The 25,095-nt window shown below is 63.4% G+C and carries 23 protein-coding genes and 2 tRNA genes; 18 read left to right on the top strand and 7 right to left on the bottom strand.

Translation table 11 applies throughout. The features are described from left to right. Positions 1 to 131 precede the first annotated feature (131 nt). The 10 genes from ftsH to phoR all read left to right on the top strand — a co-directional run bounded on the left by ftsH (position 132) and on the right by phoR (position 11,496). Positions 132 to 2,018 (top strand): ATP-dependent zinc metalloprotease FtsH, encoded by a 1,887-nt coding sequence (gene ftsH / locus NCR39_RS09275; RefSeq protein WP_040051438.1) that lies wholly within the window; start codon positions 132 to 134, stop codon positions 2,016 to 2,018. A gap of 189 nt (positions 2,019 to 2,207) precedes the next feature. Then, entirely contained in the window at positions 2,208 to 3,020 is an 813-nt protein-coding gene (folP, locus tag NCR39_RS09270; RefSeq protein WP_250452044.1) for a dihydropteroate synthase, read from the top strand. A 113-nt stretch (positions 3,021 to 3,133) separates the two neighbouring features. After that, the gene (gene glmM / locus NCR39_RS09265; RefSeq protein ID WP_250451918.1) at positions 3,134 to 4,492 is read left to right on the top strand and encodes a phosphoglucosamine mutase; all 1,359 of its coding nucleotides are present in this window, start codon (positions 3,134 to 3,136) and stop codon (positions 4,490 to 4,492) included. A 225-nt stretch (positions 4,493 to 4,717) separates the two neighbouring features. Further along, positions 4,718 to 5,749 carry a phosphate ABC transporter substrate-binding protein PstS gene (gene pstS, locus NCR39_RS09260; RefSeq protein WP_250451917.1) on the top strand — a complete coding sequence of 344 codons (1,032 nt, stop codon included), beginning with the start codon at positions 4,718 to 4,720 and terminating at the stop codon, positions 5,747 to 5,749. A gap of 145 nt (positions 5,750 to 5,894) precedes the next feature. Continuing rightward, complete coding sequence (gene pstC / locus NCR39_RS09255; RefSeq protein ID WP_250451916.1) at positions 5,895 to 6,878, top strand: phosphate ABC transporter permease PstC; 984 nt, start codon at positions 5,895 to 5,897, stop codon at positions 6,876 to 6,878. A 50-nt stretch (positions 6,879 to 6,928) separates the two neighbouring features. Further along, on the top strand, positions 6,929 to 7,762 hold the full coding sequence (gene pstA / locus NCR39_RS09250; RefSeq protein ID WP_250452043.1) for a phosphate ABC transporter permease PstA: 834 nt from the start codon (positions 6,929 to 6,931) through the stop codon (positions 7,760 to 7,762). 15 nt (positions 7,763 to 7,777) lie between these two features. Further along, positions 7,778 to 8,653, top strand: a complete 876-nt coding sequence (pstB, locus tag NCR39_RS09245; RefSeq protein WP_250451915.1) for a phosphate ABC transporter ATP-binding protein PstB — start codon at positions 7,778 to 7,780, stop codon at positions 8,651 to 8,653. A 45-nt stretch (positions 8,654 to 8,698) separates the two neighbouring features. Then, positions 8,699 to 9,403, top strand: a complete 705-nt coding sequence (phoU, locus tag NCR39_RS09240) for a phosphate signaling complex protein PhoU (RefSeq protein WP_040051445.1) — start codon at positions 8,699 to 8,701, stop codon at positions 9,401 to 9,403. A gap of 36 nt (positions 9,404 to 9,439) precedes the next feature. Further along, a complete protein-coding gene (phoB, locus tag NCR39_RS09235) occupies positions 9,440 to 10,141 on the top strand; it encodes a phosphate regulon transcriptional regulator PhoB (protein WP_040051446.1) in 702 nt (233 codons plus the stop codon). A 41-nt stretch (positions 10,142 to 10,182) separates the two neighbouring features. Next, on the top strand, positions 10,183 to 11,496 hold the full coding sequence (gene phoR / locus NCR39_RS09230) for a phosphate regulon sensor histidine kinase PhoR (protein WP_250451914.1): 1,314 nt from the start codon (positions 10,183 to 10,185) through the stop codon (positions 11,494 to 11,496). A 14-nt stretch (positions 11,497 to 11,510) separates the two neighbouring features. On the opposite strand, the gene ppk1 is transcribed toward phoR, so the two are convergent. Further along, positions 11,511 to 13,574, bottom strand: coding sequence for a polyphosphate kinase 1 (ppk1, locus tag NCR39_RS09225; RefSeq protein ID WP_250451913.1), 2,064 nt, complete (start codon positions 13,572 to 13,574; stop codon positions 11,511 to 11,513). 258 nt (positions 13,575 to 13,832) lie between these two features. On the opposite strand from ppk1, the gene ppx reads away from it, so the two are divergent. Continuing rightward, a complete protein-coding gene (gene ppx / locus NCR39_RS09220; protein ID WP_250451912.1) occupies positions 13,833 to 15,347 on the top strand; it encodes an exopolyphosphatase in 1,515 nt (504 codons plus the stop codon). A 3-nt stretch (positions 15,348 to 15,350) separates the two neighbouring features. Here ppx and NCR39_RS09215 read toward each other — a convergent pair whose 3' ends face one another. Both NCR39_RS09215 and NCR39_RS09210 read right to left on the bottom strand, forming a co-directional pair. After that, positions 15,351 to 16,142 (bottom strand): GNAT family N-acetyltransferase, encoded by a 792-nt coding sequence (locus NCR39_RS09215; RefSeq protein ID WP_250451911.1) that lies wholly within the window; start codon positions 16,140 to 16,142, stop codon positions 15,351 to 15,353. A gap of 119 nt (positions 16,143 to 16,261) precedes the next feature. Then, positions 16,262 to 16,720, bottom strand: a complete 459-nt coding sequence (locus NCR39_RS09210; RefSeq protein ID WP_250451910.1) for a SixA phosphatase family protein — start codon at positions 16,718 to 16,720, stop codon at positions 16,262 to 16,264. A 108-nt stretch (positions 16,721 to 16,828) separates the two neighbouring features. Here NCR39_RS09210 and NCR39_RS09205 point away from each other — a divergent pair. The 3 genes from NCR39_RS09205 to NCR39_RS09195 all read left to right on the top strand — a co-directional run bounded on the left by NCR39_RS09205 (position 16,829) and on the right by NCR39_RS09195 (position 17,413). Further along, a tRNA-Pro gene (locus tag NCR39_RS09205) sits at positions 16,829 to 16,905 on the top strand. 73 nt (positions 16,906 to 16,978) lie between these two features. Beyond that, the gene (locus NCR39_RS09200) at positions 16,979 to 17,155 is read left to right on the top strand and encodes a hypothetical protein (protein ID WP_167550974.1); all 177 of its coding nucleotides are present in this window, start codon (positions 16,979 to 16,981) and stop codon (positions 17,153 to 17,155) included. A gap of 114 nt (positions 17,156 to 17,269) precedes the next feature. Then, on the top strand, positions 17,270 to 17,413 hold the full coding sequence (locus NCR39_RS09195; RefSeq protein WP_250451909.1) for a hypothetical protein: 144 nt from the start codon (positions 17,270 to 17,272) through the stop codon (positions 17,411 to 17,413). Positions 17,414 to 17,422: 9 nt separating this feature from the next. On the opposite strand, the gene NCR39_RS09190 is transcribed toward NCR39_RS09195, so the two are convergent. The 3 genes from NCR39_RS09190 to NCR39_RS09180 form a co-directional block, all read right to left on the bottom strand. Continuing rightward, complete coding sequence (locus NCR39_RS09190) at positions 17,423 to 17,752, bottom strand: hypothetical protein (RefSeq protein WP_250451908.1); 330 nt, start codon at positions 17,750 to 17,752, stop codon at positions 17,423 to 17,425. Positions 17,753 to 17,781: 29 nt separating this feature from the next. Beyond that, the gene (locus tag NCR39_RS09185; protein ID WP_250451907.1) at positions 17,782 to 18,513 is read right to left on the bottom strand and encodes a peptidoglycan DD-metalloendopeptidase family protein; all 732 of its coding nucleotides are present in this window, start codon (positions 18,511 to 18,513) and stop codon (positions 17,782 to 17,784) included. A 106-nt stretch (positions 18,514 to 18,619) separates the two neighbouring features. Beyond that, a complete protein-coding gene (locus tag NCR39_RS09180) occupies positions 18,620 to 19,534 on the bottom strand; it encodes an aldose epimerase family protein (protein ID WP_250451906.1) in 915 nt (304 codons plus the stop codon). 550 nt (positions 19,535 to 20,084) lie between these two features. On the opposite strand from NCR39_RS09180, the gene NCR39_RS09175 reads away from it, so the two are divergent. The 3 genes from NCR39_RS09175 to NCR39_RS09165 all read left to right on the top strand — a co-directional run bounded on the left by NCR39_RS09175 (position 20,085) and on the right by NCR39_RS09165 (position 21,841). Then, positions 20,085 to 20,915, top strand: coding sequence for an undecaprenyl-diphosphate phosphatase (locus NCR39_RS09175; protein ID WP_250451905.1), 831 nt, complete (start codon positions 20,085 to 20,087; stop codon positions 20,913 to 20,915). Between the two features lie 60 nt (positions 20,916 to 20,975). Continuing rightward, positions 20,976 to 21,052 (top strand) — tRNA-Arg (locus tag NCR39_RS09170). Between the two features lie 330 nt (positions 21,053 to 21,382). Next, positions 21,383 to 21,841 (top strand): response regulator, encoded by a 459-nt coding sequence (locus NCR39_RS09165; RefSeq protein WP_250451904.1) that lies wholly within the window; start codon positions 21,383 to 21,385, stop codon positions 21,839 to 21,841. Positions 21,842 to 21,909: 68 nt separating this feature from the next. Here the strand turns inward: NCR39_RS09165 and NCR39_RS09160 are convergent, their stop codons facing one another. Further along, positions 21,910 to 23,472 (bottom strand): acid phosphatase, encoded by a 1,563-nt coding sequence (locus NCR39_RS09160; RefSeq protein WP_250451903.1) that lies wholly within the window; start codon positions 23,470 to 23,472, stop codon positions 21,910 to 21,912. A gap of 183 nt (positions 23,473 to 23,655) precedes the next feature. Between NCR39_RS09160 and NCR39_RS09155 the strand changes: the two genes are divergently transcribed. Then, the gene (locus NCR39_RS09155) at positions 23,656 to 25,053 is read left to right on the top strand and encodes a cytochrome-c peroxidase (protein WP_502800194.1); all 1,398 of its coding nucleotides are present in this window, start codon (positions 23,656 to 23,658) and stop codon (positions 25,051 to 25,053) included. Positions 25,054 to 25,095: the final 42 nt, after the last annotated feature.

The following is a 25,095-nucleotide window of genomic DNA, read 5'->3' as shown; positions in this document are numbered from 1 at the left end:
GAAAAAAGACCCTCTTCCGCTATTTAAGCGGTAGGGAAACCTTATGGCAGGGGTTAGCGGTCTGGATTAGAATGCTTTGGTGGCGCTGCAAGGTTTATGTAGGCGCCCGTCTATGAGTGAGGAGTGGTGCTTTGAACAACAATATGTTCTCTAAAGCGGCAGTGTGGCTCGTGATCGCACTGGTGCTGTTTACGGTGTTCAAGCAGTTCGATAAGCCCCGCGTCCAGGAAGGCGTGTCGTATTCGCAGTTCATGGACGACGCCAAGAACGGCAAAGTCAAGAACGTTACCGTTCAGGGCCGCAATCTCACGGTCACTCCGAACGACGGCCAGAAATACCAGATCGTGTCGCCCGGCGACATCTGGATGGTCGGCGATCTGATGAAATACGGCGTTCAGGTCAGCGGCAAGGCTGACGATGAACCGAACGCGCTCGTCTCCGCGCTGTACTACCTCGGGCCGACCATCCTGATCATCGGCTTCTGGTTCTACATGATGAGGCAGATGCAGGGAGGCGGCAAAGGCGGGGCGTTTTCGTTCGGTAAGTCGCGGGCGCGGCTCATCGACGAAAACAACAACGCCATCAACTTCACCGACGTAGCCGGCTGCGACGAAGCGAAGGAAGAAGTGTCCGAACTGGTCGACTTCCTGCGCGATCCGCAGAAGTTCCAGAAGTTGGGCGGGCGCATTCCGCGCGGCGTGCTGCTCGTCGGCCCTCCGGGTACCGGTAAGACGCTGCTGGCGCGCGCCATCGCCGGCGAGGCGAAGGTGCCGTTCTTCAGCATCTCGGGTTCGGACTTCGTGGAAATGTTCGTCGGCGTGGGCGCGGCGCGTGTGCGCGACATGTTCGAACAAGCCAAGAAGCATGCGCCGTGTATCGTGTTCATCGACGAAATCGACGCGGTCGGCCGTCATCGCGGCGCCGGCATGGGCGGCGGCAACGACGAACGCGAGCAGACGCTGAACCAGATGCTCGTCGAAATGGACGGCTTCGAAGCGAATTCGGGCGTCATCGTTATCGCGGCGACGAACCGTTCGGACGTGCTGGACAAGGCGCTGCTGCGTCCGGGCCGTTTCGACCGTCAGGTGTATGTCGGTCTGCCGGATATCCGCGGCCGCGAGCACATCATGAAGGTGCACCTGCGCAAGGTGCCGATCGCGAACGACGTGGATGCATCGGTCATCGCACGCGGCACGCCGGGTTTCTCGGGCGCGGATCTCGCGAACCTCGTGAACGAAGCGGCGCTGTTCGCGGCGCGTCGAGGCAAGCGCATCGTCGAGATGCAGGATTTCGAAGACGCGAAGGACAAGATTTTCATGGGTCCGGAGCGCAAGTCGGCTGTCATGCGCGAGGAAGAGCGCCGCAACACGGCGTATCACGAGTCGGGCCACGCGGTGGTGGCGAAGCTGTTGCCGCATGCCGATCCGGTGCACAAGGTCACGATCATGCCGCGCGGCTGGGCGCTGGGCGTGACCTGGCAGTTGCCGGAGCATGACCGCGTGAATCTGTATCGCGACAAGATGCTGGAAGAAATCGCGATTCTGTTCGGCGGCCGGGCAGCGGAAGAAGTGTTCATGAACTCGATGTCGACCGGTGCTTCCAACGACTTCGAGCGCGCGACGAAGATGGCGCGCGACATGGTCACGCGTTACGGCATGTCGGACGTGCTCGGCACGATGGTCTACGTCGATACCGAGCCTGAAGGCATGTTCGGCAAGCTGGGCGCGAAGACGGTGTCGGAAGCCACGCTGCAGAAGGTCGACGCGGAAATCCGCCGCATCCTGGACGAGCAATACGCGCTCGCTCGCAAGCTGCTGGAAGACAACCGCGACAAGGTCGAAGCCATGACCAAGGCGCTGCTCGAATGGGAAACCATCGACGCGGACCAGATCGGCGACATCATGGCGGGCCGTCCGCCGCGTCCGCCGAAGAACCTGCCGCCGCCGTCGGGCGACACGCCGTCGAGCGGCAACAGCGGCACCGAGGTCAAGCCGGGCAGCGCGACAGCGCCGGCGTAACTTCTTCCAGTCCGACAATGGGCCGGTGTGCACTGCACGCCGGCCCATTTTGCTTTAGGGCCCGCTTCCGGGCCAGTCTTCTGTCCCTCGCTCCGCAGGCATCGCTTGACCACATTCTCTCCATCCTTCGTGTCCGCGCAGCCGCTGCAATGCGGTCGCTTCACGCTGAGCTTCGAACGCCCGCTCGTCATGGGCATCCTCAACGTCACGCCCGATTCGTTTTCGGACGGCGGCCGCTTCCTTTCCCGCGACGCGGCCCTCGCGCGCGCCGAGCAGATGATCGCGGATGGCGCCGACATGATCGACATCGGCGGCGAATCCACGCGTCCCGGCGCGCCGCCCGTGCCGCTCGATGAGGAACTTGAGCGCGTCGTGCCTATCGTCGAGGCGTTGCGCGCGGTGCAGGTTCCGCTTTCCGTCGATACCTACAAGCCCGCCGTGATGCGCGCCGTGCTCGATGCCGGCGCCGATATGATCAACGACATCTGGGGCTTTCGTCAGGAAGGCGCGATCGATGCCGTCAAGGACAGCCAGTGCGGTCTGTGCGTGATGCACATGCTGGGCGAGCCGCGCACGATGCAGCTCCACGAGCCGGTTTATGACGATGTCGTCGCCGCCGTGCGCGATTTCTTCGCCGAACGGCTGTCGGCGTTCGAGCGCGCGGGCGTCGCGGGAAATCGCATCAGTCTCGATCCGGGCTACGGGTTCGGAAAGACGATCGGGCATAATTACACGCTGCTTGCCGATCTCGCCGCAACGCGGCCGGCCGGCACGCATCATCCGCTGCTGGCTGGCATGTCGCGCAAATCGATGCTCGGCGGCGTCACCGGACGCGGCGCGGGCGAGCGCCTGCCGGCGAGCCTCGCGGCCGCGGTGTGCGCGGCGGAACGCGGCGCGGCGATCATCCGCGTTCACGACGTCGCCGAAACCGTCGATGCACTGAAAGTCTGGCAGGCTACTCAGGACGCAACCCGGGACGCAACCCGTCGCGGGCATCATTGAAACCGGCTTCGAATCAGATAGGACTGCCGCGAAGGCGCTCGCAGGCAGCGTAGTCAACACAACACCGCGGACCCAAAACAGGCGCCGACAGTCCGCGAGGAGGGTCAACAACGATGGCACGACGATATTTCGGAACCGACGGCATTCGCGGACGCGTAGGCGCGGCCCCGATCACGCCCGACTTCGTTCTCAAGCTCGGCTACGCGGCCGGCAAGGTGCTCGCCGGCGCGGACAAATCGGCGCAGAAGGGCAATCGCCCGACGGTGCTGATCGGCAAGGACACGCGCGTGTCGGGCTACATGCTCGAAGCCGCGCTGGAATCCGGCTTCTCGGCGGCGGGCGTCGACGTGATGCTGGCCGGCCCGATGCCGACGCCCGGCATCGCGTATCTGACGCGCGCGCTGCGGCTGAACGCGGGCGTGGTCATCAGCGCGTCGCATAATCCTTACGCCGACAACGGCATCAAGTTCTTCTCCGCCGACGGCAACAAGCTGCCCGACGAAGTCGAACTCGAAATCGAGGCGCAACTCGAGCAGCCGATGGAATGCGCGCCGTCCGAGCGTCTCGGCAAGGCGCGGCGTCTCGACGACGCGGGCGGCCGTTACATCGAGTTCTGTAAAAGCACGTTCCCGGCGAGCTTCGACCTGCGCGGCATGAAGCTGGTGGTGGATTGCGCGCACGGCGCCGCATATGACGTCGGCCCGCACGTCTTTCACGAACTCGGCGCGGAAGTGGTGTCGATCGGCGTGTCGCCGAACGGCTTCAATATCAACGACGGTGTCGGCGCGACCGCACCGGACGCGCTCGTGCGCGCGGTGAAAGAGCACGGCGCGGACATCGGCATCGCGCTGGACGGCGACGCGGATCGCGTGCAGATCGTCGATTCGACCGGCCGCCTCTACAACGGCGACGAATTGCTCTACGTGCTGGTGAAGGACCGCATCGCGACGCACGGAAAGGTGGAAGGCGCGGTCGGCACGCTCATGACCAACATGGCGGTCGAAGTCGCGCTGAAGACGTCCGGCGTGCAGTTCGTGCGCGCGGCGGTCGGCGACCGCTATGTGCTCGAAAAGCTGCGCGAGCACGGCTGGCAGCTCGGCGCGGAAGGGTCGGGGCATATTCTGTCGCTGGACCGGCATTCGACCGGCGACGGCATCGTGTCCGCGCTGCTCGTGCTCGCGGCCATCAAGCGCAGCGGCAAATCCATCGCCGAACTGCTCGATGGCGTGAGTCTCTTCCCGCAGAAACTGATCAACGTCCGCATGAGTCCCGGCGCGGACTGGAAAAGCAGCGACGAAATTCGCCGCGCCGTCGAGCAGGCGGAGCGTGCGCTGGAATCGAAGGGACGCGTGCTGATTCGCGCATCGGGAACCGAACCGGTCCTGCGCGTGATGGTGGAAGCCGCCGCGCAGCAGGACGCCGTTCGGCACGCGGAAACGATTGCGCAAGTGGTAAAGGACGTGACTTCGTAGGCGTTCGCGAAACTTTGTCGTTTTCACTAAACAGCGGGCTTCGGCCCGCTTTTTTTTTGCCCGCCGCCACCTGACAAGTGACCACTCGATCGACTTTCGACCCGTAAGAGAACTGTCACGGAGTCATCACGGAGCGTCACATTACTGTCACAGAGAGTGCCTATATTTCGCCGTGTCGATTCACACGCCGACAAAGACTCACACGCTCACAACCCTGGAGGTCTCATGAAATTGATGCACACCGCGCTGGCTGGCGTAATTGGCGCACTGTTCGCCATCTCTGCGCAAGCGGCCGATATCACCGGCGCGGGCAGTACCTTCGCAGCCCCGATCTACACGAAGTGGGCAGACGCTTACCAGAAAAGCGGCGGCGGCAAGGTCAACTACCAGGGCATCGGTTCGTCGGGCGGCATCAAGCAGATCGTCGCCAAGACCGTGGATTTCGCGGGTTCTGACGCTCCGCTGAAGGACGATCAACTCGCGAAGGACGGCTTGTTCCAGTTCCCGACGGTGGTCGGCGGCGTCGTGCCGGTGATCAACGTGCCGGGCGTGAAGGCGGGCGAAGTGACGCTGTCGGGCGAAGTGCTCGGCGACATCTACCTCGGCAAGATCAAGAAGTGGAACGATCCGGCCATCGCCGCGCTCAATCCGAAGGTCAAGCTGCCGGACACGGACATCGCCGTGGTGCGCCGCGCCGACGGTTCGGGCACGAGCTTCATCTGGACGAACTATCTGTCGAAGGTGAACACCGAGTGGAAGTCGAAGGTCGGCGAAGGTTCGACGGTCAACTGGCCGACGGGCACGGGCGGCAAGGGCAACGACGGCGTCGCGGCTTTCGTGCAGCGTCTGCCGGGCGCGATCGGCTACGTCGAATGGGCGTACGCCAAGCAGAACAAGATGACCTACGTCGGCATGAAGAACGCGGCCGGCACGATCGTCGAGCCGGAAACGAAGACGTTCAAGGCGGCCGCTGCGGGCGCGGAATGGTCGAAGTCGTTCTATCAGATTCTGACGAACGAGTCGGGCAAGGACGCATGGCCGATCGTCGGCGCGACCTTCGTGCTGCTGCACGCGACGCAAGAGAAGCCGGCGCAAGGCACGGAGACGCTGAAGTTCTTCGACTGGGCGTTCAAGAACGGCGGCCAGGCGGCGAACGACCTGGACTACATCTCGCTGCCGGACTCGGTCGTCGCCGAAATCAAGACGCAATGGAAGGCGAAGGTGAAGGACGCGTCGGGCAAGCCGGTCGCGGAGTAAGCATCGCCGTACGCGCAGTACGCGTAGTACGCGGAGTTTGAAACTGTCCTAAGCTGCTGTGGCGGGACAGGAAGCAGCACCAAGCCGCGCGGCGCGCCGAAAAGGCCCGTCGCGCGGTCTGACACGTAGCGTAACCAAGGCTCCCATGTCGGACATCAACCTAGCGTCGGCACCGCCGGCGGCGCACACGCAGCGCGCGCCCGGCCGCACCGGCGACATCATATTCGGCGGCATCACGCGGCTCGCGGCCGTCGTGACGCTGCTCCTTCTCGGCGGCATCATCGTTTCGCTGATCGTCGCGTCGATGCCGACCATCGAGAAATTCGGCCTCAGCTTTCTCTGGCGCGCGGAGTGGGATCCACCGAGCGACAGCTTCGGCGCGCTCGTGCCGATCTACGGGACCATCGCGACGTCGCTCATTGCGCTCATCATCGCCGTGCCGGTGAGCTTCGGCATCGCGCTCTTTCTCACGGAACTGTCGCCCGCGTGGCTGCGCCGGCCGCTCGGCGTGGCGATCGAACTGCTCGCGGCGATCCCGTCGATCGTCTACGGCATGTGGGGCCTGCTCGTATTCGCGCCGATCTTCGCCAAGTACTTCGAGAAGCCGCTCGGCGCCGCGCTCGGCGGCGTGCCGCTGATCGGCGCGTTGTTCCAGGGGCCGGCGATCGGCATCGGCATTCTGTGCGCGGGCGTCATCCTGGCGATCATGATCATTCCGTATATCGCGTCCGTCATGCGCGACGTGTTCGAAGTCACGCCCGTGCTGCTGAAGGAATCGGCATACGGCATCGGCTGCACGACCTGGGAAGTCATGTGGAAGATCGTGCTGCCGTACACGCGAGCCGGGGTCATCGGCGGCGTCATGCTCGGACTCGGCCGCGCGCTCGGCGAGACCATGGCCGTCACCTTCGTGATCGGCAATACGAATCTGCTCGATAACGTGTCGCTCTTTTCGCCGGGCAACAGCATCACGTCCGCGCTCGCCAACGAATTCGCGGAAGCGAGTCCGGGCCTGCACACGTCGGCGCTGATGGAGCTGGGCCTCATTCTGTTCGTCATTACGTTCTTCGTGCTCGCGCTCTCCAAGCTGATGCTGCTGCGCATGGAACGCGGGGAGGGTGCAAAGTGAGCCGTCCCGCCACGTTCGATCAGGACCAGGACCGCGTGCAAGCCACGCGCATGAAACTGCAGCGCCGCCGCCGCGGCACGAATGCGATCGCGCTGACGCTGTCGCTCGCGGCAATGGCGTTCGGCCTCATCTGGCTCGTGTGGATTCTCTTCACGACGCTCAAGCTCGGCGTCTCCGGCCTCTCGATCGATCTCTTCACGCAATCGACGCCCCCGCCGAACACCGATGGCGGCGGTCTCGCGAACGCGATCGTCGGCAGCCTGATGCTCGTCGTGCTCGCGACGTGCATCGGCACGCCGCTCGGCATTCTCGCGGGCGTGTATCTCGCGGAATACGGGCAGAAGCGCTGGCTCGCGAACGTCACGCGCTTCATCAACGACATCCTGCTGTCGGCGCCGTCGATCGTCGTCGGGCTCTTCGTGTATGCGCTCGTCGTCGCGAAGATGGGGCGCTTCTCCGGCTGGGCCGGCGTGATCGCGCTCGCGCTGCTGCAGATTCCGATCGTCATCCGCACCACGGAGAACATGCTGAAGCTCGTGCCGAATGCGCTGCGCGAAGCGGCGTTCGCGCTCGGCACGCCGAAGTGGAAGATGGTGATGTCGATCACGCTGAAGGCGTCGGTGGGCGGCATCGTCACGGGCGTGCTGCTGGCGGTCGCGCGGATTGCCGGTGAAACGGCGCCGCTGCTTTTCACCGCGCTGTCGAACCAGTTTTTCTCGATGGACATGAATCAGCCGGTGGCGAATCTGCCGGTGACGATCTACAAGTTCGCGATGAGTCCGTTCCCGCAATGGCAGGTGCTCGCGTGGGCCGGTGTGTTCCTGATTACGCTCGGCGTGCTGGGTCTGAACATCCTGGCGCGTGCGATCTTCACGAAGAAATAAGGGCGGAGTGATTCCATGAATCTGGTCGAAAGTGGTGTCAACCACCTTGATTCGAAGGCCGGCAACGCGAACGTCGAACGCGGTCCCGTGCCGGGCAGCGTGCGTCCGACGCACGCCTCGCAGCCGGCCGACTCGATCAAGCCGAAGATCGAGGTGAACAACCTCAACTTCTTCTACAACAAGTATCACGCGCTGAAGAACATCAACCTGCGCATTCCCGAGAAGAAGGTAACGGCGTTCATCGGACCTTCGGGATGCGGCAAGTCCACGCTTCTGCGCACGTTCAACAAGATGTATGCGCTTTATCCGGAGCAGCGCGCGGAAGGCGAAATTCTGATGGACGGCGCGAACCTGCTCGAAACCACGCGCGATATTTCGCTTTTGCGCGCGCGCATCGGCATGGTGTTCCAGAAGCCGACGCCGTTTCCGATGTCCATCTACGACAACATCGCGTTCGGCGTGAAGATGTTCGAGCAGCTTTCGCGCTCCGAAATGGACGATCGCGTCGAATGGGCGCTCACGAAGGCCGCGCTCTGGACCGAAGTGAAGGATAAGCTGCAGCAAAGCGGCTATGGACTGTCGGGTGGCCAGCAGCAGCGTCTGTGCATCGCGCGCGGCATCGCCATTCGTCCGGAAGTGCTGTTGCTCGACGAACCGTGCTCCGCGCTCGATCCGATTTCGACGGGCCGCATCGAAGAGCTGATCGCGGAATTGAAGAACGACTACACGGTCGTGATCGTTACGCACAACATGCAGCAGGCCGCGCGCTGCTCGGACTACACTGCCTATATGTATCTGGGTGAATTGATCGAATTCGGCGATACCGAGAAGATCTTCATCAAGCCCGCCCGCAAGGAGACGGAAGACTACATCACGGGCCGGTTTGGCTGAAGCGACAGCTCAGCGAATCGCAAAAAAGGACTACAGGAGCAGAGCATGTCCGATAAGCATCTGTCGAGCCAGTTCGACGCCGATCTCAACGCGGTGTCGTCGAAAGTGCTGCAAATGGGCGGTCTCGTCGAGTCGCAGATCATCGCGGCGATGCACGCGCTGAACGAGTTCGACATACAGGTGGCGGATCAGGTGATCGCCGCGGAAGCGCGCCTGAACATGATGGAAGTGGAAATCGACGAGGAGTGCAGCAACATCATCGCGCGCCGTCAGCCGGCCGCGCGCGATCTGCGTCTGCTCATGGCGATCTCGAAGACCATCACGAATCTCGAACGCGCCGGCGACGAAGCCGAGAAGATCGCGAAGCGCGTGAAGCGCATCAACGAAGACGGCGCGGGACGCACCGTGAATATCGCGGAAATCAAGCTGTCGGGCGAAATGGCGGTGTCGATTCTTCGCCGCGCGCTCGATGCCTTCGCGCGCCTCGACACGGTCGCCGCCGCGCAGATCGTGCGCGACGACAAGGCCATCGACGAAGAATTCCGCGCCTTCGTGCGCAAGCTCGTCACGTACATGATGGAAGACCCGCGCACCATTTCGGCGGGACTCGATTACCTGTTCATCGCGAAGGCGGTGGAGCGCATCGGCGATCACGCGAAGAACATCGCCGAGTTCATCATCTACATCGTGAAGGGCACGGACGTGCGCCATATCTCGCGCGACCAGCTCGAACGCGAAGCGCTCAGCTAACCACTTCCACTTCAAGAAAAGGTCACAGAGGTGCCGATGCCCAGCAGTATCCTCGTCGTCGAAGACGAACCCGCGATTTCCGAACTGATCGCGGTGAACCTGCAACATGCGGGACATTGCCCTATTCGCGCATACAACGCCGAGCAGGCGCAGAACCTCATCAGCGACGTGCTGCCCGATCTCGTGCTGCTCGACTGGATGTTGCCGGGCAAGTCGGGCGTCGCGTTCGCGCGCGAACTGCGCAACCACGAGCGCACGAAGCACATTCCGATCATCATGCTCACCGCGCGCGGCGACGAGCAGGACAAGGTGCTGGGCCTCGAAATCGGCGCGGACGATTACGTCACGAAGCCGTTCTCGCCGAAGGAACTGATGGCGCGCATCAAGGCGGTGCTGCGCCGCCGCGCGCCGCAATTGACCGAAGACGTGGTCGCCATCAACGGGCTGCGCCTCGATCCGGCGACGCATCGCGTGGCTGCGAGCCATTCGGGCAACGACATCAAGCTCGATCTCGGCCCGACCGAATTCCGTCTGCTGCATTTCTTCATGACGCATCCGGAGCGCGTGCACAGCCGCACGCAACTGCTGGATCAAGTCTGGGGCGATCACGTGTTCGTCGAGGAACGAACGGTCGATGTGCATATCAAGCGCCTGCGCGCCGCGCTCAAGCCCGCCGGCTGCGATGCTATGATCGAAACGGTGCGCGGCAGCGGCTATCGGCTCGCGAAGGGCGCTTGAGCCCTGCGCATTCTTTCGCGGTCATCTGATCTACCGACAACATGAACATCATCTGGACGCGTTCCATCGTGTCCCTTGTCCTGCTCGCCGCGATCAGCGCCGCGATCGGCGCGATCGCCGGCGTGCGGGCGGCGCTCACGTTCGCGGTGGTCATGCTCGTCGTGCAGGCGTTCTTCAGCACGTTTCACACGCAGCGTCTGTGGCGTCTGCTCGATGCGCCCGTCTACGGCGAAGTGCCGAGCGCGCTCGGCATCTGGGGTGAAATCTATTACCGCCTGCACAAGCTCGCGAAGCGCTGGCACGCGCAGGTGCGGCAAGTCGAGCAGCAGCATTCGCGCTTCATTCAGGCCATTCAGGCGTCGCCGAACGGCGTCGCGATGCTCGACGATCACGACCAGATCGAATGGTGCAACGCCATCGCCGAGAAGCACTTCGGGCTCGATGCGAAGCGCGACCTGCGCCAGCACATCACGCATCTCGTGCGCCAGCCGGACTTCATCCGCTATCTGAATTCGCATCATTACGAAGAGATGCTCATCATGCGCGGCATGGGCGAAAACCGGCAGCGGACCATCTCCGTGCAGGTGTTTCCTTATGGCGAGCATCGCAAGCTCATTCTCACGCAGGACATCACCGAACTCGAACGCACGGACTCGATGCGCCGCGATTTCGTCGCGAACGTATCGCATGAACTGAAGACGCCGCTGACGGTGCTGTCCGGCTTTCTCGAAACGCTGCGCGAACTGCCGCTCGAGGAAGCCGACCGCATGCGCTATCTCGACATGATGGACAGCCAGGCGACGCGCATGCAGAACATCGTGCGCGACCTGCTCGTGCTCGCGAACCTCGAAGGCGATATCCGTCCGCCCGGCGACGAACTGCTCGACATGCGCGCGGTGCTCCGTCATCTGGAAGAGGATGCGAACAGCCTGTCGGGCGGGCGTCATCGCATCGGCTTTCATATCGACGATTCGCTGACGGTCGCGGGCGCGGAGACGGAAGTGGTGAGCGCGCTCGGCAATCTCGTGACGAACGCGGTGCGCTATACGCCAGAAGGCGGAGCCATCGACGTGACCTGGGCGCGCGAACACGATCGCGCCGTGTTCATGGTGAAGGACAGCGGGCCTGGCATCGCCGCCGAACATATTCCGCGTCTGACGGAGCGGTTCTATCGAATCGACCGCAGCCGTTCGCGCGATACGGGCGGCACGGGACTCGGGCTCGCCATCGTCAAGCATGTGCTGCAACGGCATCACGCCGAACTCGATGTGAAGAGCGAAGTGGGGCGGGGCAGCACGTTCATCGTGCGCTTTCCTGCATCGCGCACGGCGTTGAGGAAGTCGCTCGCGGCCTGAGTTGCTTTAGCGCCTCAGGAACAGAACTTCGCGAGCAAGCCTAACTGTGCATTGCGAATGGCTTTGCCCGAGCGGCGCTTGCGATAGTGCCCATCGCTTTGCATGACCCACGCGGACTGATTGTCGCCGAGACATACGGACAGTCCTTCGGCGATCACGCGGCGCTTGAGCCGCCTGTCGCGAATGGGAAACGCCACTTCCACGCGACGGAAGAAGTTGCGGTCCATCCAGTCGGCGCTCGACAGATACACGTCTTCCTTGCCGTTCGCATAAAAATAGAAGATGCGATGGTGCTCCAGAAAGCGCCCGACGATGGACCTGACCGTAATGTTCTCCGAGAGATCCTCGACGCCCGGCTTAAGCGAACACACGCCGCGCACGATCAGATCGATCTTCACGCCCGCATGCGATGCATCGTAGAGCGCGGCGATCACGGTCGGTTCGAGCAGCGCGTTCATCTTCGCGACGATGCGTGCGCGCCGGCCCGCACGCGCGTGCTCGGCTTCGGCGCGAATCGCTTCGATGAGCTTTGCATGCAGCGTGAACGGCGACTGCCATAGCTGCTTCAGCGCGATCTCGCCGCCGATGCCCGTCAGTTGCTGAAACACGTGATGCACGTCTTCGCAGACTTCCTGATCGGCGGTCATCAAACCGAAGTCGGTATAAAGACGCGCCGTGCGCGGATGATAGTTGCCCGTGCCGAGATGCGCGTAACGCTTGAGCACGCTCTTGCCGTTCTGCGACACGCGCCGCACGATCAGCATCATCTTCGCGTGGCACTTGTGGCCGACCACGCCATACACCACATGCGCGCCCACCGCTTCCAGTTGCGACGCCCAGTTGATGTTCGTCTCTTCGTCGAAGCGCGCGAGCAGTTCCACGACGACGGTCACTTCCTTGCCGTTGCGCGCGGCCTGCATGAGCGCGTCCATCAGCGGCGAATCGGTGCCGGTGCGATAGATCGTCTGCTTGATCGCGACCACTTGCGGGTCCTTGGCGGCCTGCAGCAGCAATTCGAGCACGGGCTGAAAGCTCTCGTACGGATGATGCAGCAGGAGATCGCCTTGATCGATCGCATCGAAGAGATTGGTCGTGGTCGCGATGCTCTTCGGCACTGCCGGAATATGCGGCACGAACTTGAGGTCGGGCCGGTCCACCATCTCGGGCAATTGCATGAGCCGCACGAGATTGACGGGACCGTTCACGCGGTAGCAATCGCGCGCGTTCAACTGGCTTTCGTCGAGCAGGCGGCGAATGAGATGCGGCGGCGTTTCAGCCGATACTTCGAGCCGCACCGCGTTGCCGAGATGCCGCGCCGGCAGTTCGCCCTGCAACGCGACGCGCAGATTCGTGATTTCGTCTTCGTCGACGAAAAGCTCGCTGTTGCGCGTGATGCGAAACTGATTGCAGTTGCGCACGAGAAGATGCGGAAACAGTTCGCTCACGAAGCGCTGCATGAACGAGCTCAGCAGCACGAAGCCATGCGGATACCCCGACAGCGCTTCCGGCATGCGCACGAGGCGCGGCAGCGCGCGCGGCGCCTGCACGATGCCCATCACCGCCTGACGGCCGAACGCATCCGTGCCTTCCAGTTCGACGACGAAGTTCAGGCTCTTGTTCAGCACGCGCGGAAACGGATGAGCGGGATCGAGACCGATCGGCGTCAGCACGGGCAGCAGTTCGTTCAGGAAGTATTCGCGCGCCCACGCTGTCTGCTGCTCGCTCCAGCTTTCGACGCCATGAAAATAGATGCCTTCCATTTCGAGCGCGGGAAGGACGATATCGTGCAGCATCGCGTATTGTTGATGCACGAGGCGTTGCGCGCGTTCGGAAACGAGATCGTAGACGTGCTGCAGCGACATGCCGTCCGGCGTGAGCGAGCCGGGGTTGTCGCGCATCTGCTCCTGGAGGCCCGCCATGCGGACTTCGAAGAATTCGTCGAGATTACTGCTGGTGATGCAAAGAAAGCGCAGGCGTTCCAGCAAGGGCACCGAAGTGTCAGCCGCTTGCGCGAGTACCCGCTCGTTGAAACCTAGAATGCCCAGTTCACGGTTGAAGAGCGGATAGCGTATGGACATCGGTTGTGAGGATGGGATCTCGATTGGAAGGGCAAAGGAACGCTCAGATAATCTCACAGTAAGATGTCTTTATTGTGACAGAACGATTGTCACAAATTCTACTCACATTGCGGATAGCGTCGCTAGCGCGAGGCGCGCGTTCCCGGTCCGATCCTTCGTCGCGCGGCATGGAATAGAATTCGTGCGCTGCAACAGCGCGGCATAGCCCGCGCGCAGTGCGTTCTCACTTCACGCTCATTCACGATTCCCGGATCTCCGATGGTCACACATCCTCATCTCCTTGCCGCCGTCGACCTCGGCTCGAACAGTTTCCGGCTGATCGTCGGACGCGTCGAGGAAACGCCTGCGGGCAGCCAGATCTATCAGGTCGATGCGTTGCGCGAACCCGTGCGGCTCGCCGCGGGCCTTTCGCGCGACAAGATGCTCGACCGTGCATCGCAGTTGCGCGGCTGGGACGCGCTCAAGCGTTTCGGCGAACGCCTGCGCGACTTTCATCCGGATCAGGTGCGCGCCGTCGCGACGAACACGCTGCGCGTGGCCAAGAACGCGCACGACTTTCTAATCGAAGCGGAGAACGCGCTCGGCTTCCCGATCGAAGTCATCGCGGGCCGCGAGGAAGCGCGCCTCATTTACGCGGGCGCGGCGCATTCGGTGCCGGCGAGCGCGGGCAAGCGGCTCGTCGTGGATATCGGCGGGGGATCGACGGAATTCATCATCGGCTCGCATTACACGCCGATCCACATGGAGAGCCTCTATATCGGCTGCGTGAGCCACAGCCGCCAGTTCTTTCCCGCCGGCAACGTCGACGAATTCACGATGCGTCAGGCCGAACTCGCCGCCAAGCGCGAAATCCAGATCATCTCGCGCGAATACAAGCAGACCGGCTGGGATCAGGCGATCGGTTCGTCCGGCACGGCGCGCGCGCTCGCCGAGCTCGTCGAAGCGAACGGCTTCAACGATCCGCAATACACGCACGGCATTTCGCGCGGCGGCCTGGAGCGCCTGAAGCGCGCGCTCATCAAGGCGGAGAACGTGAACCGGCTGAAGCTCGTCGCGCTCAAGCCCGACCGCATTCCGGTGCTCGCGGGCGGTCTTTCGATCATGCTCGGCGTGTTCGAGGAACTGGGCATCGATTACGTCGATACCACCGACGGCGCGCTGCGTCTCGGCGTGCTCTACGACCTGCTCGGCCGCTCGCAACATCAGGACATGCGCACGGTGACGGTGGAAGGCTTCAAGCGCCGTTATGCGGTCGATGCCGCGCAGGCCGAGCGCATCGGCGATCTCGCGATCAGCTTCTACGATCAGCTTGGCGAACCCGACGATGCCGAGCGTCGGCAGGAAAATCGCATGTTCCTCGCATGGGCGTCGTCGCTGCACGAGATCGGCTTGTCGATTGCGCATAGCGCGTATCACAAGCATTCGGCGTATATCGCGAGCAACGCGGACATGCCCGGCTTCTCGCGCACGGATCAGGCGCGGCTCGCGGCGCTCGTGCTCGGCCACGCGGGCAAGCTCGGCAAGCTCGCGCAGGCGCGCGACGTCGACTGGACGCTGCTTTTCTGCCTGCGGCTCGCGGCGTTGCTGTCCCGGCGACGCACGGACGTCGGGCTGCCCGGCATCGAGGTGAACGCGACGGCGGGCGGCTTCGACGTGCGCCTGCCGAGCGAGTGGGTCGCGAATAATCCGCTCACCGACTACAGCCTCGTGCAGGAAGCGATGGAATGGGAAAAGATCGGGCGCCCGTATCGCGTGGTCTATACGGGCGAGTGACGTTCAGCGGGCCGCATCGCCGATGAAATGCCGCGCGTAACGCGCATTGATCTCCGACAGGCGGAACAGCGTCAGAAAGTCCGCCGTGTTGAAGTCCGGATCCCACGCGGGCGCGCCGCAAATTTTCGCACCCAGGCGCAAGTAGCCCTTCACGAGCGGCGGCGCGCTGACCGTCACGCCCGTGCGCAGCTCCTCGACGGGCAGCGGCGTATGCGGGAACGCGCGATACTCCGGCGCGCAGAGCGCATCGGCGGGCAGCGAACCGTAGAGATTCGCGGCGTAGTGGCCGCCATCGTTCATGCCGACGCTCGCGCAGCCGAGCATCGTCTCGTAGCCGTTGTGCTTCATGTACGCGGCGAGGCCGCCCCAGAGCGACATGATGACCGCGCCGCTGCGGTAATCGGCATGCACGCACGAGCGTCCCACTTCGACGAGGTTCGGCCGCAGATGCGCGAGACGCGAGACGTCGAATTCGCTTTCGGCGTACAGCCGCCCGATGCGCGCGGCCTGATGCGGCGGCAACACGCGATACGTGCCGACCACTTTCAGCGTATCGAGATCGCGCACGAGCAGGTGATCGCAGAAGGAATCGAACTCGTCGACGTCGAGGCCCGCTGGACCCGTGAGGCGCGCGCCCATTTCGTCGGAGAACACGCGATAGCGCAGGCGTTGGGCCTCGCGCACTTCGTCTTCGGTCCGCGCCCACGCGACTTGCAGCCGATGCTGGCTGGTAACGGTTTCGGCGGTGCGGGGAAGGTGGCGGCGCGAATGGACGCGCGTCGGCAGATCTTGCATGGGCATTCCTCGGCAGGACGTGGCTTGAAGTCCCCGCCAATGTAGTAACGCCCGGTGACGCTCGCATGGCTCTGCAATGACGTTTCGATGAAACGACACACGCCCGCGCGACGCGCCTTCTACAACATGTCCGGATTCATCACCGCGCGCAGGACGATCTGCCCGTCGCCGCCGCGCGTGCGGCCCTGGAACCACCAGATGCCCGTCTTCTTGATCGACCACTCCGCTTCGTGGCCGGTCAAGAGCGACGCCGCGACGCGTCCGAGCGTCGGCTGGTGTCCGACGATCACGACGGTACCGGCGGCGCCGTCGGGCCAGCCGGCGGCATCGAGCACGTGCTGGGCGGTCTTGCCGGGCGCGAGGTCATCGACGACGCGATAGCGGTCGCCGAACGCCTCGGCGGTCTGGATGGTGCGCGTGGCGGGACTGACGAGGAAGAGGGCGTCGTCGTCGATGCGCGCCTTCAGCCACTTCGCGATGCCCTGCGCCTGCTTGCGTCCGCGCGGCGTGAGCTGGCGCGCGAGGTCGCTCGATGCCTGGTCTTCCGCTTCGGCGTGACGCCAGAGAATGAGGTTCATCGATCGTCTCCGTGTGAGGGGTCGTGTGCGTTTTTACCGTGCGTAGAACGATGCGTGCCTGGGCTGGATTGCGGTTCGCAATCATCGACGCTACAATACGCGGCTTGTCGGAGCGTAGCGCAGCCTGGTAGCGCATCTGATTTGGGATCAGAGGGTCGAAGGTTCGAATCCTTTCGCTCCGACCACGAAACACACGAAGGGGTTACAAGTTGCGGCTTGTAACCCCTTCGTTTTTTTCGACACCCGCAAAGAGGCCCCATGCCGCGTCACGTTCTTTCTCTCGCCTGCGCCGCGTTCGTCGCGCTTGCCCTTTCAGCATGCGCCGATTCTTCGACGCCCCACAAGCACCCGCCGCAGGATCCGCCCGACTACAAGGGCGTGCCGACCGACACGCGTCCGCCGTCGATGCTGATCGCGCCTGCGCAGCCGGAGTAGCGGAGTCGGAAAAATCGGTCATCGCTACTGGGTGAATCCCTCTATCGCCTATTCAAGCGAAAATTTTGCCGCGCGATTATGATCGCAACACCTCGTTGCAATCGGTTATTCGTCATGAATCTGCTGTGGATTTTCGCGGCTGTTGCGCCCGTCGCGCTCGCTTCGCTCGTGGCGTTCGCCGCGCATATCGATCCGTTGTCGGGCCACTGGCGATCGCTGAACTTCAAGGGCCGCAAGCGCGAAGCATCGGGCGCTTGAGTTCGCGTTTTACTGTTTGCAGCGAATGACCATCGATCGATTCTTGATGTTCGCGCCGAAGATTCCCGCCACCGATCCGCCCGCCGTCGCGCCGTTGTCCGCGTCTTTCGACACCACGTCGTAGCCGTACGCGCCGCATACTTCGCCCGCTTGCTTGTAGCACGCCGCCCAGCTCGTGCTCGCGTCGCTGCCGCTGCAGTTGATGGCGAAGCCGGTGTCGCCCGAGGGCAGGTAGGTCATCGTCGCGGTGTGGGCGCAGCCGCCAAGCGTCGCGGTGAGCGCGGCGGCCGCGAGAACCAGGGCCGTCACCGCCGCGTTCGTCTTCTTCGTCGATCTCATCAATCTTCCTCGTTACGCCGTCACGCGTTTCAGCGCGGCGGCAGATAGCGCGACGGGTCCGTCGAGCGGCCCATGTAGCGCACTTCGAAATGCAGCATCGTGCGATCGCTGTCGGTGTCGCCCATTTCGGCGATCTTCTGCCCCTGCTGCACGGTCTGGCCTTCCTTGACGAAGAGCGTCTTGTTGTGGGCGTAGGCGGTGAGGTAATCGTCGTTGTGCTTCACGATCAGCATGTTGCCGTAGCCGCGCAAACCGTTGCCCGCATACACGACACTGCCGGCCGCCGCCGCGACGATCGGCGTGCCCGCCGCGTTCGCGATGTCGATGCCCTTCGAACTCTTGCCGTCGAAGCCGCGAATGACCGTGCCTTGCGTCGGCCACGCGAGCGAGACGCCGGGGCCCGGCGTGGTCGGCGCGGGCGCGTCGGCGCTGGATTCGCTCTTCGCGACGCTCGGACCGCCCGAAGCATTCGAACCGCTCGACGCATTCGATCCGCCCGAACTGCGCGATGCCCCCGAAGCCATCGCCGTGCCGGCGGGCGGCTGGACGCGCAGCACTTGTCCGACTTCGATCGAATCCGGATTCGTGAGCGTGTTCCAGCGTGTGATGTTTCTGACCGATGTGCGGTTCTCGCGCGCGATCTTGGACAGCGTGTCGCCTTGCTGCACGCGATAGAACCCCGGCGCGACCGGACCCGTGCCGCAAGCGGTCAGCACGGCGGCAAGCGATGCGCAGACGAACAGTCGAATTCTTTTTTGCAAAACCTGACCTCGCTAGGCGCAGCCGTTCCCCGGTGCGCGCGGCAAATCGAAAGGCAGGATTCTACCGTTTCGGCTTTCGTCGGACAGAACGGCGCATCTCGCTGCCTCAATCGGCAATCGGCGTGACGACGAGCCGAAGCAGCGCCGTCTCCGTCTTGCCGGGCGCGAGCCAGCGCAGTCCGCGCCCGTTGTGGATGGCGTCGGGCAGGCCGATCCACGGCTCCACGCAGTAGAAATCCGCGGTGTCCGACTCGGTCCACGTCGTGACGGCGTACCAGGGCACCGAATCCGGCTGATGCAGCTCGAAATTGACGACGCGACGAAGCCCCGGCGTCACGAGGCGCACGGGCTCGTCGGACGGTCCCGTCAGGCAGTGGAAGCAATCGATGATGCTGTCGTCGCCCAGCGAATAACGCGGCGCGCCGGGCTCGGCGTCCGTGATGGAGCCGTCCGCGCGTTGCCGGCGCCGCTCGGTGCGCGGCAGCTCGACACTACTTTCGGCGCGCTGCGCGTGCGGCAGATGAAAATAGAAGTGATGCCCCGTGTAATACGGCAGCGCGACTTCGCCGGGATTGGACGTGGTGAGTTCGACTTCGAGCGTGGTCGCATCGACGATGCGGTAGGCCGCCTCGAAGCGGAACGCGAACGGATAGCCGTCGCGGGTGGCGTCGCTGTCGACGAGCGTCATGCGCAGGCCGTGGCCGTCGGCATCGCGCGTGGCGGAGAAGGGCAGATTGCGCGCGAAGCCGTGCGTCGGCAGCGAATGGACGACGCCGTCCGGATCGCGCCATTTGCCGATCTCGCCATCGACGAAATGCCGGCCGAGGAACGGGAACAGCAGCGGATTGCCGCCGCGAATCTTGGCGGCGTTCGACCAGGCGGCGTCATCGAGCGGATCGGGCCAGTGAATGACCGGCTCGCCGTCGACGCGCCAGGTCATGAGCCGTCCGCCCGCGTGCGGCGCGAGCTGGATGGCGGCGCCGTCGCGCTCGATTTCGATGATGTCTTTGTCGGATGACATGATGGCAACGCACTCCGTCGATAGGCGGCGCGCGGCTTGGGTGTGTGAGCCGGCGACTGGTGATTGGTGATTGGTGATTGTTGAGGCGGATGAGCCGATTCTGCCTCGCTTTTTCATGCGGAGAAACCCTCTGCGGGAAATTGCGCCTTTCGAAGCAAATTGCAATGTGTTGTTATACGCAGCGAATGTTGGGAATCAGACGGACAGGAGTCACCATGGATTTGGCGATGGCAATGGGCGTCGCGATGTTCGGCCTTTTCGGCGCGAGCACGGCACTCTTTCTCTACAAACTCAAGGCTTGATCGACACCGGCGAAATTGTTCCGTTCTTTCGATTCGCCTGATATTGCCTTGCAGGTTCTTATCTCTCGCCGACACTTTGCTGTCGGTGCCTTTTTGTGTGCGCATAGCGCTTGGCGCTCCAATTGCCGCTAGGCATAATCGGTTCCGGCTTGCGCGCCGCACCATTTATTTCCCTTCATACGGCCTTTTCGTTCGTCGAGAAGCGGCTGCGGCGCGTCCTCTTTCCTCTTCACGACAAGGACCGTCGCGTGACTCTCTGGTTTCTCGTTTTTCTCAGCGTTCTTCAGGGCGTGACCGAACTCTTCCCGGTCAGCAGCCTCGGCCATACGCTGCTCGTGCCTGGCGTCATCGGCATGCATATCGACAAGCATGCGCCGCAATTGCTGCCGTTTCTCGTCGCGCTGCATCTCGGCACGGCGCTCGCGCTGCTCTGGTATTTCCGCAAGCGCTGGGTTGCGCTGATCGGCGGCTGGTTCGCGTCCCTGGGCGGCCGACGCAACGAGGAAGGCCACATGATGTGGGCGCTCATCATCGGCACGATTCCGACGGGCATCGTCGGGCTGGTGCTCGAAAAGCGGCTCGAAGCCATCTTTCACGACTTGCGGATCGTCGCGGCGGCGCTGATCGTCAATGGCGTGCTGCTGTGGCTGGGCGATCGTTTGCAGCGAAGCCGTGCATCGCGCGCGCCGGAGAAGCTCACGTTCAAGCAGGCGTTTCTGGTGGGCTTGGCGCAGATCGGCGCGCTGATTCCGGGCTTTTCGCGCAGCGGCCTGACGATGATCGCGGGCGTGGGCGCGGGTCTGACGGCGGAAGCGGCGGCGGAGTTTTCGTTCCTGCTCGGCACGCCGATCATCTTCGCGGCGGGCGTGCTCGAATTGCCGAAGCTCTTCCACGCGCCGGCGCAAATGGCCGATGCGCTGCTGGGCGGCGTGCTGACGGGCATCGCGGCGTATCTGAGCGTGCGTTTCCTGATGCGCTATTTCGAAGGCCACGGCAAGCTGGCGTCGTTCGGCGTGTATTGCGTGATCGCGGGGATCTTCTTCCTCGGATGGTTCATGACGCACACGCAGCCCGTGTAACGACTGCTGGACGCGCGGCAGGGCGGATGAGGTAAAATCCCGGGCTCTGCTGCGCCATACCCGCCCTTAGCTCAGTTGGATAGAGCAACGGCCTTCTAAGCCGTAGGTCACACGTTCGAATCGTGTAGGGCGGGCCAAGTGGAAGTCGTCAGGATTCAAGCAAAACGCCGCCTTTGAGGGCGGCGTTTTTGTTTTTCCTTGGCCGATTGCGCGCGATGATGGTGGTCATGCCTGGACTGCGGCGCACTACCGGTATTCGTCAATCCAACACCCCCCTGGCCCACTTCCTGCCCACATTTCGCCCCGTGTCCCTGCGCGCGGCCCGCCCGTCAACCGCGAAGCCCCGCGCCTCAACCAACCGGCAGGATCGAACCGGCGCGCTCCCGCATCGCACCGATCCGCATTGGTGCGCGCATGCATCGCGATGGCGCGTCATGCACCGGATGAATCGTCGAAAGAGGGCGACATTGAACAACCGAGCATACGAAACCAGTCCGGCGCAATGCTCGCTTTGGAACCGCAAGCGACTGCGCGTGCCAGCCGATTCACGACGCGTCCTCGTCGCGCAGACGGAGCGCGCGCTCGGCGAATCGCTCGTGTCGCTGTTCGACCTGAAGGGCTTTCCCGCGCGATACGCGCCCGATGTCTCATCGCTCAGAAGCGGCGTGAGCGAATGGCGGCCGCACGCGGTGTTCGTCGACACGCGCATCGGCGGTTGCGCCAACTATGCGCTCGTGCGCGAACTGCGCGTGCATCACGATGACGACGCGCATCGCCTCGTCATAGCGATGAGCGGCTTCCTGCCCGAAGAGCCGCTCGCGCATCTGAAGGAAGCAGGCTACGACGGTCATTGCCGCCGCCCCTGTCCCGTGTGGCAGATGACCGATATCCTCGACGAATTCTTCGCCTGTCATCTCGTGCGCTGAATCGCCCAAAGAAAGCAAAGCGGGCCGCATCGTGAAGACTGCGGCCCGCTGCATCGCGCGAGAAAAACTTACTGCGAGAAGTCCAGCGCGTTCGTCAGATCGCCCATCGCCTTGCCGCCGTTCGTGGTCAGCGCGGCGTCGCGGGCGGAGATGCCCGGCAGCGTCGGCAGCGAGAAGCGCTTGGTGATGAAGCGCAGGATCGACGTCGTGTCGTACTGCGTATGATCGATGAAGCCCTTCTTTGCATACGGCGACACGATCAGCGCCGGAATGCGCGTGCCCGGACCCCAGCGATCGCCCTTCGGCGGCGACACGTGATCCCAGAAACCGCCGTTTTCATCGTACGTGACGACGACGACCATGTTCTTCCACTGCGGGCTGTTCTGCAGATGCGTGATGAGATCGGCAATGTGCTGATCGCCCGATGCCACATCCGTATAGCCCGCGTGCTCGTTCAGGTTGCCCTGCGGCTTGTAGAACGACACCTGCGGCAGCGTGCCCGCGTCGATCGCCTTGATGAACTCGGAGCCGTTCGTGCCGCCATCGAGCAAGTGCTGCGCGCGATTGGCCGTGCCCGGCGCGAGGTCGGCGAAGTAGTTGAACGGCTGATGGTGCGTCTGGAAGTTCGGCACCGAATTCGTCGAACCGCCGATGACCGAGCGATTCGCCAGCGCCGCGGCCCACGATCCGCCGTACCACGCCCAGCTCACGCCCGCGTTGTTGAGCAGGTCCCCGATGTGCGTCTGCGTTTGCGGCGGCAGCGTCGTCGCGACGGTCGGATCCGCGAGCGTCGCATCGCCGCCCGAAGCCGGCGGGTTGCCGCTCGGCTGATACGGCGGCTGCATCGTGTTGATCGCGAAGAAATCGGGCGTGAGGTTGCCCGAGTTCACGAACTTCGGAATGCCCGAGAGCGCCGAAACCGGGCTGTTCGATGCCACCGTGAGCGAGACGCCATCCGGATTCACGACCGAAATCGAGCCCTTCGCGACGCTCTTGTCCGCGTTCGGATACACCGGCGTGCACGCGCAGACGAGCCACTGGTGATTCAGGAACGAGCCGCCGAACGCGCCCATGAAGAAGTTGTCCGCGAGCGTGTATTGCTGCGCCACCTTCCACAACGGCAGCTTCGCGGGCGGCGTGCTGTAGTGGCCCATCACGAGACCGCCCGAATCGGCCCAGGCGGCGAACTTGTCGTTCTTGCCGCCGTCGATCTGCATCTGGTTCTCGTAGAAGCGGTGATACAGGTCGCGCGTCGTGACCGACAGCGGCGTGTTGAAGCCATTGGGATCGTCGATCGCGAAGGGTGCGTTCGGCAGATTCGCCGTCATCGCTTCGCCGATCGCGGGCGTGACGCCCGTCGCCGTCAGACCGGTCCAGATCTTCGGCAACGTGGCCAGCACGCTGCCGTCGCGATCGAGCTGCTGCGCGCTCGCGGCCGTCACGTTCTGCAGGCCGTTCGCGCCCGGAAAGCTGCCGTAGAGATTGTCGAAGCTGCGGTTTTCCGCATAGATCACCACGACGTTCTTCACCGACGAAATATCGCTGTTGCGATGATCGTCGCCGCCGCACGCATACAGGCCGAATGCGAGCGCCGATGCGAGCGGCACTGCGCAAACGAGTTTCTTGTTCATTGGGCTCTCTCTTGTGTTGGGGAGCCGGCGCGTGACGTTTATCCGCTGCATCCGGCGTGCGCAGTGTGCCGTCGCTCTTTTACGCAGTCATGTAATTAGCCTTTCGTCGCCGTAATATTCGACGCGGCCCAGCGCGTGAATGCGCGCGTGAGCTGCGCCGATGAAGGAATCGAGGCTTGTCACATGAAAGAAATATTGCGGACCTACGCTGCGGCATCTTTCAATTTCGCCGTCACGTTCATGCCTTCGATGCGTCTTCCGTTCGTTCTGTGTTCAATCGCGCTGGCTGCGCTGTCGGCGGCACTGAGCGGGTGCGATTCCCGGGAGGCGCAGGCAGCGACGAACCCGGCGGCGACTCCTGCGGCGAACGCATCCACGCAAGGCCAATCGCGCGCCGAAGTCTTCGCGCACGTGAAGATGATGTCGTCGGTCGGCGAGAAGCTCTTCCTCGATCCCTCGCTGTCCGGCTCGGGCAAGCTCGCGTGCGCGTCGTGCCATAGTCCGGGGCATGCGTTCGGTCCGCCGAACGCGCTGCCGGTTCAGCTCGGCGGCAGCGACATGCATCGGCCGGGCTTTCGCGCGGTGCCGTCGCTCAAGTATCTGCAATCGGTGCCGCAGTTCACCGAGCATTTCCACGATTCCGACGACGAAGGCGACGAAAGCGTCGATGCCGGTCCGACCGGCGGCCTCACGTGGGATGGCCGCGTCGATCACGGCGCGGATCAGGCGCGCATTCCGCTCCTGTCGTCGTTCGAAATGGGCAGCACGCAGGCGAAGGTGACGCAGGCGGTGAAGGCATCGCCGTATGCGGACGATTTCCGCCGCGCGTTCGGCGCGAACGTCTTCGATAGCGACGACAAGACGTTCGCCGCCGTGCTCGCATCGCTCGAAGCGTTCGAACAGACGCCGCAGAAGTTCTTCCCGTACACGAGCAAGTTCGACGCGTTCCTCGCCGGCCGCGCGAAACTCAACGATGCCGAGCTGCACGGCCTCGAGCTTTTCAACGACGAGAAGAAGGGCAACTGCGCGTCGTGTCACATCAGCCAGCGCGCGAAGGACGGCTCGCCGCCGCAATTCAGCGATTTCGGGCTGATCGCGATCGGCGTGCCGCGCAATCGCGCCTTGCCGATCAACCGCGACGCGAACTTCCACGATCTCGGCGCATGCGGTCCCGAGCGCACGGACCTAAAGGGCCGCGACGAATTCTGCGGACTCTTCCGCACGCCTTCGCTGCGCAACGTCGCGACGCGCAAGACGTTCTTCCACAACGGCATCTACCATTCGCTCGACGACGTCGTGCGCTTCTACGTCGAGCGCGATACGAATCCCGAGAAGTTCTATCCGGTATCGAAGAAAGGTGTCGTGCAGAAGTTCGACGACCTGCCGCGCCGCTACTGGGAGAACATCAACACGGAGCCGCCGTTCGATCGCAAGCGCGGCGACAAGCCCGCACTCGACGAAGCCGAGATCAAGGATGTCGTCGCGTTCCTCAACACGCTCACCGACGGCTACGATCCCGCGAAAGACAAGGACGCGCAAAAGGGCACGGCGCTGAAGGACATGAAGGCGGCCGCCGACTGAGCCAAGGTGCGCGGCTGCGCGCGGGCCTCGTGATATTCTCGT

Origin of the sequence: Caballeronia sp. ATUFL_M2_KS44, from assembly GCF_023630965.1 — a bacterium.
Lineage (GTDB): Bacteria > Pseudomonadota > Gammaproteobacteria > Burkholderiales > Burkholderiaceae > Caballeronia > Caballeronia concitans.
This window is presented reverse-complemented; position numbering and strand designations above follow the sequence as displayed.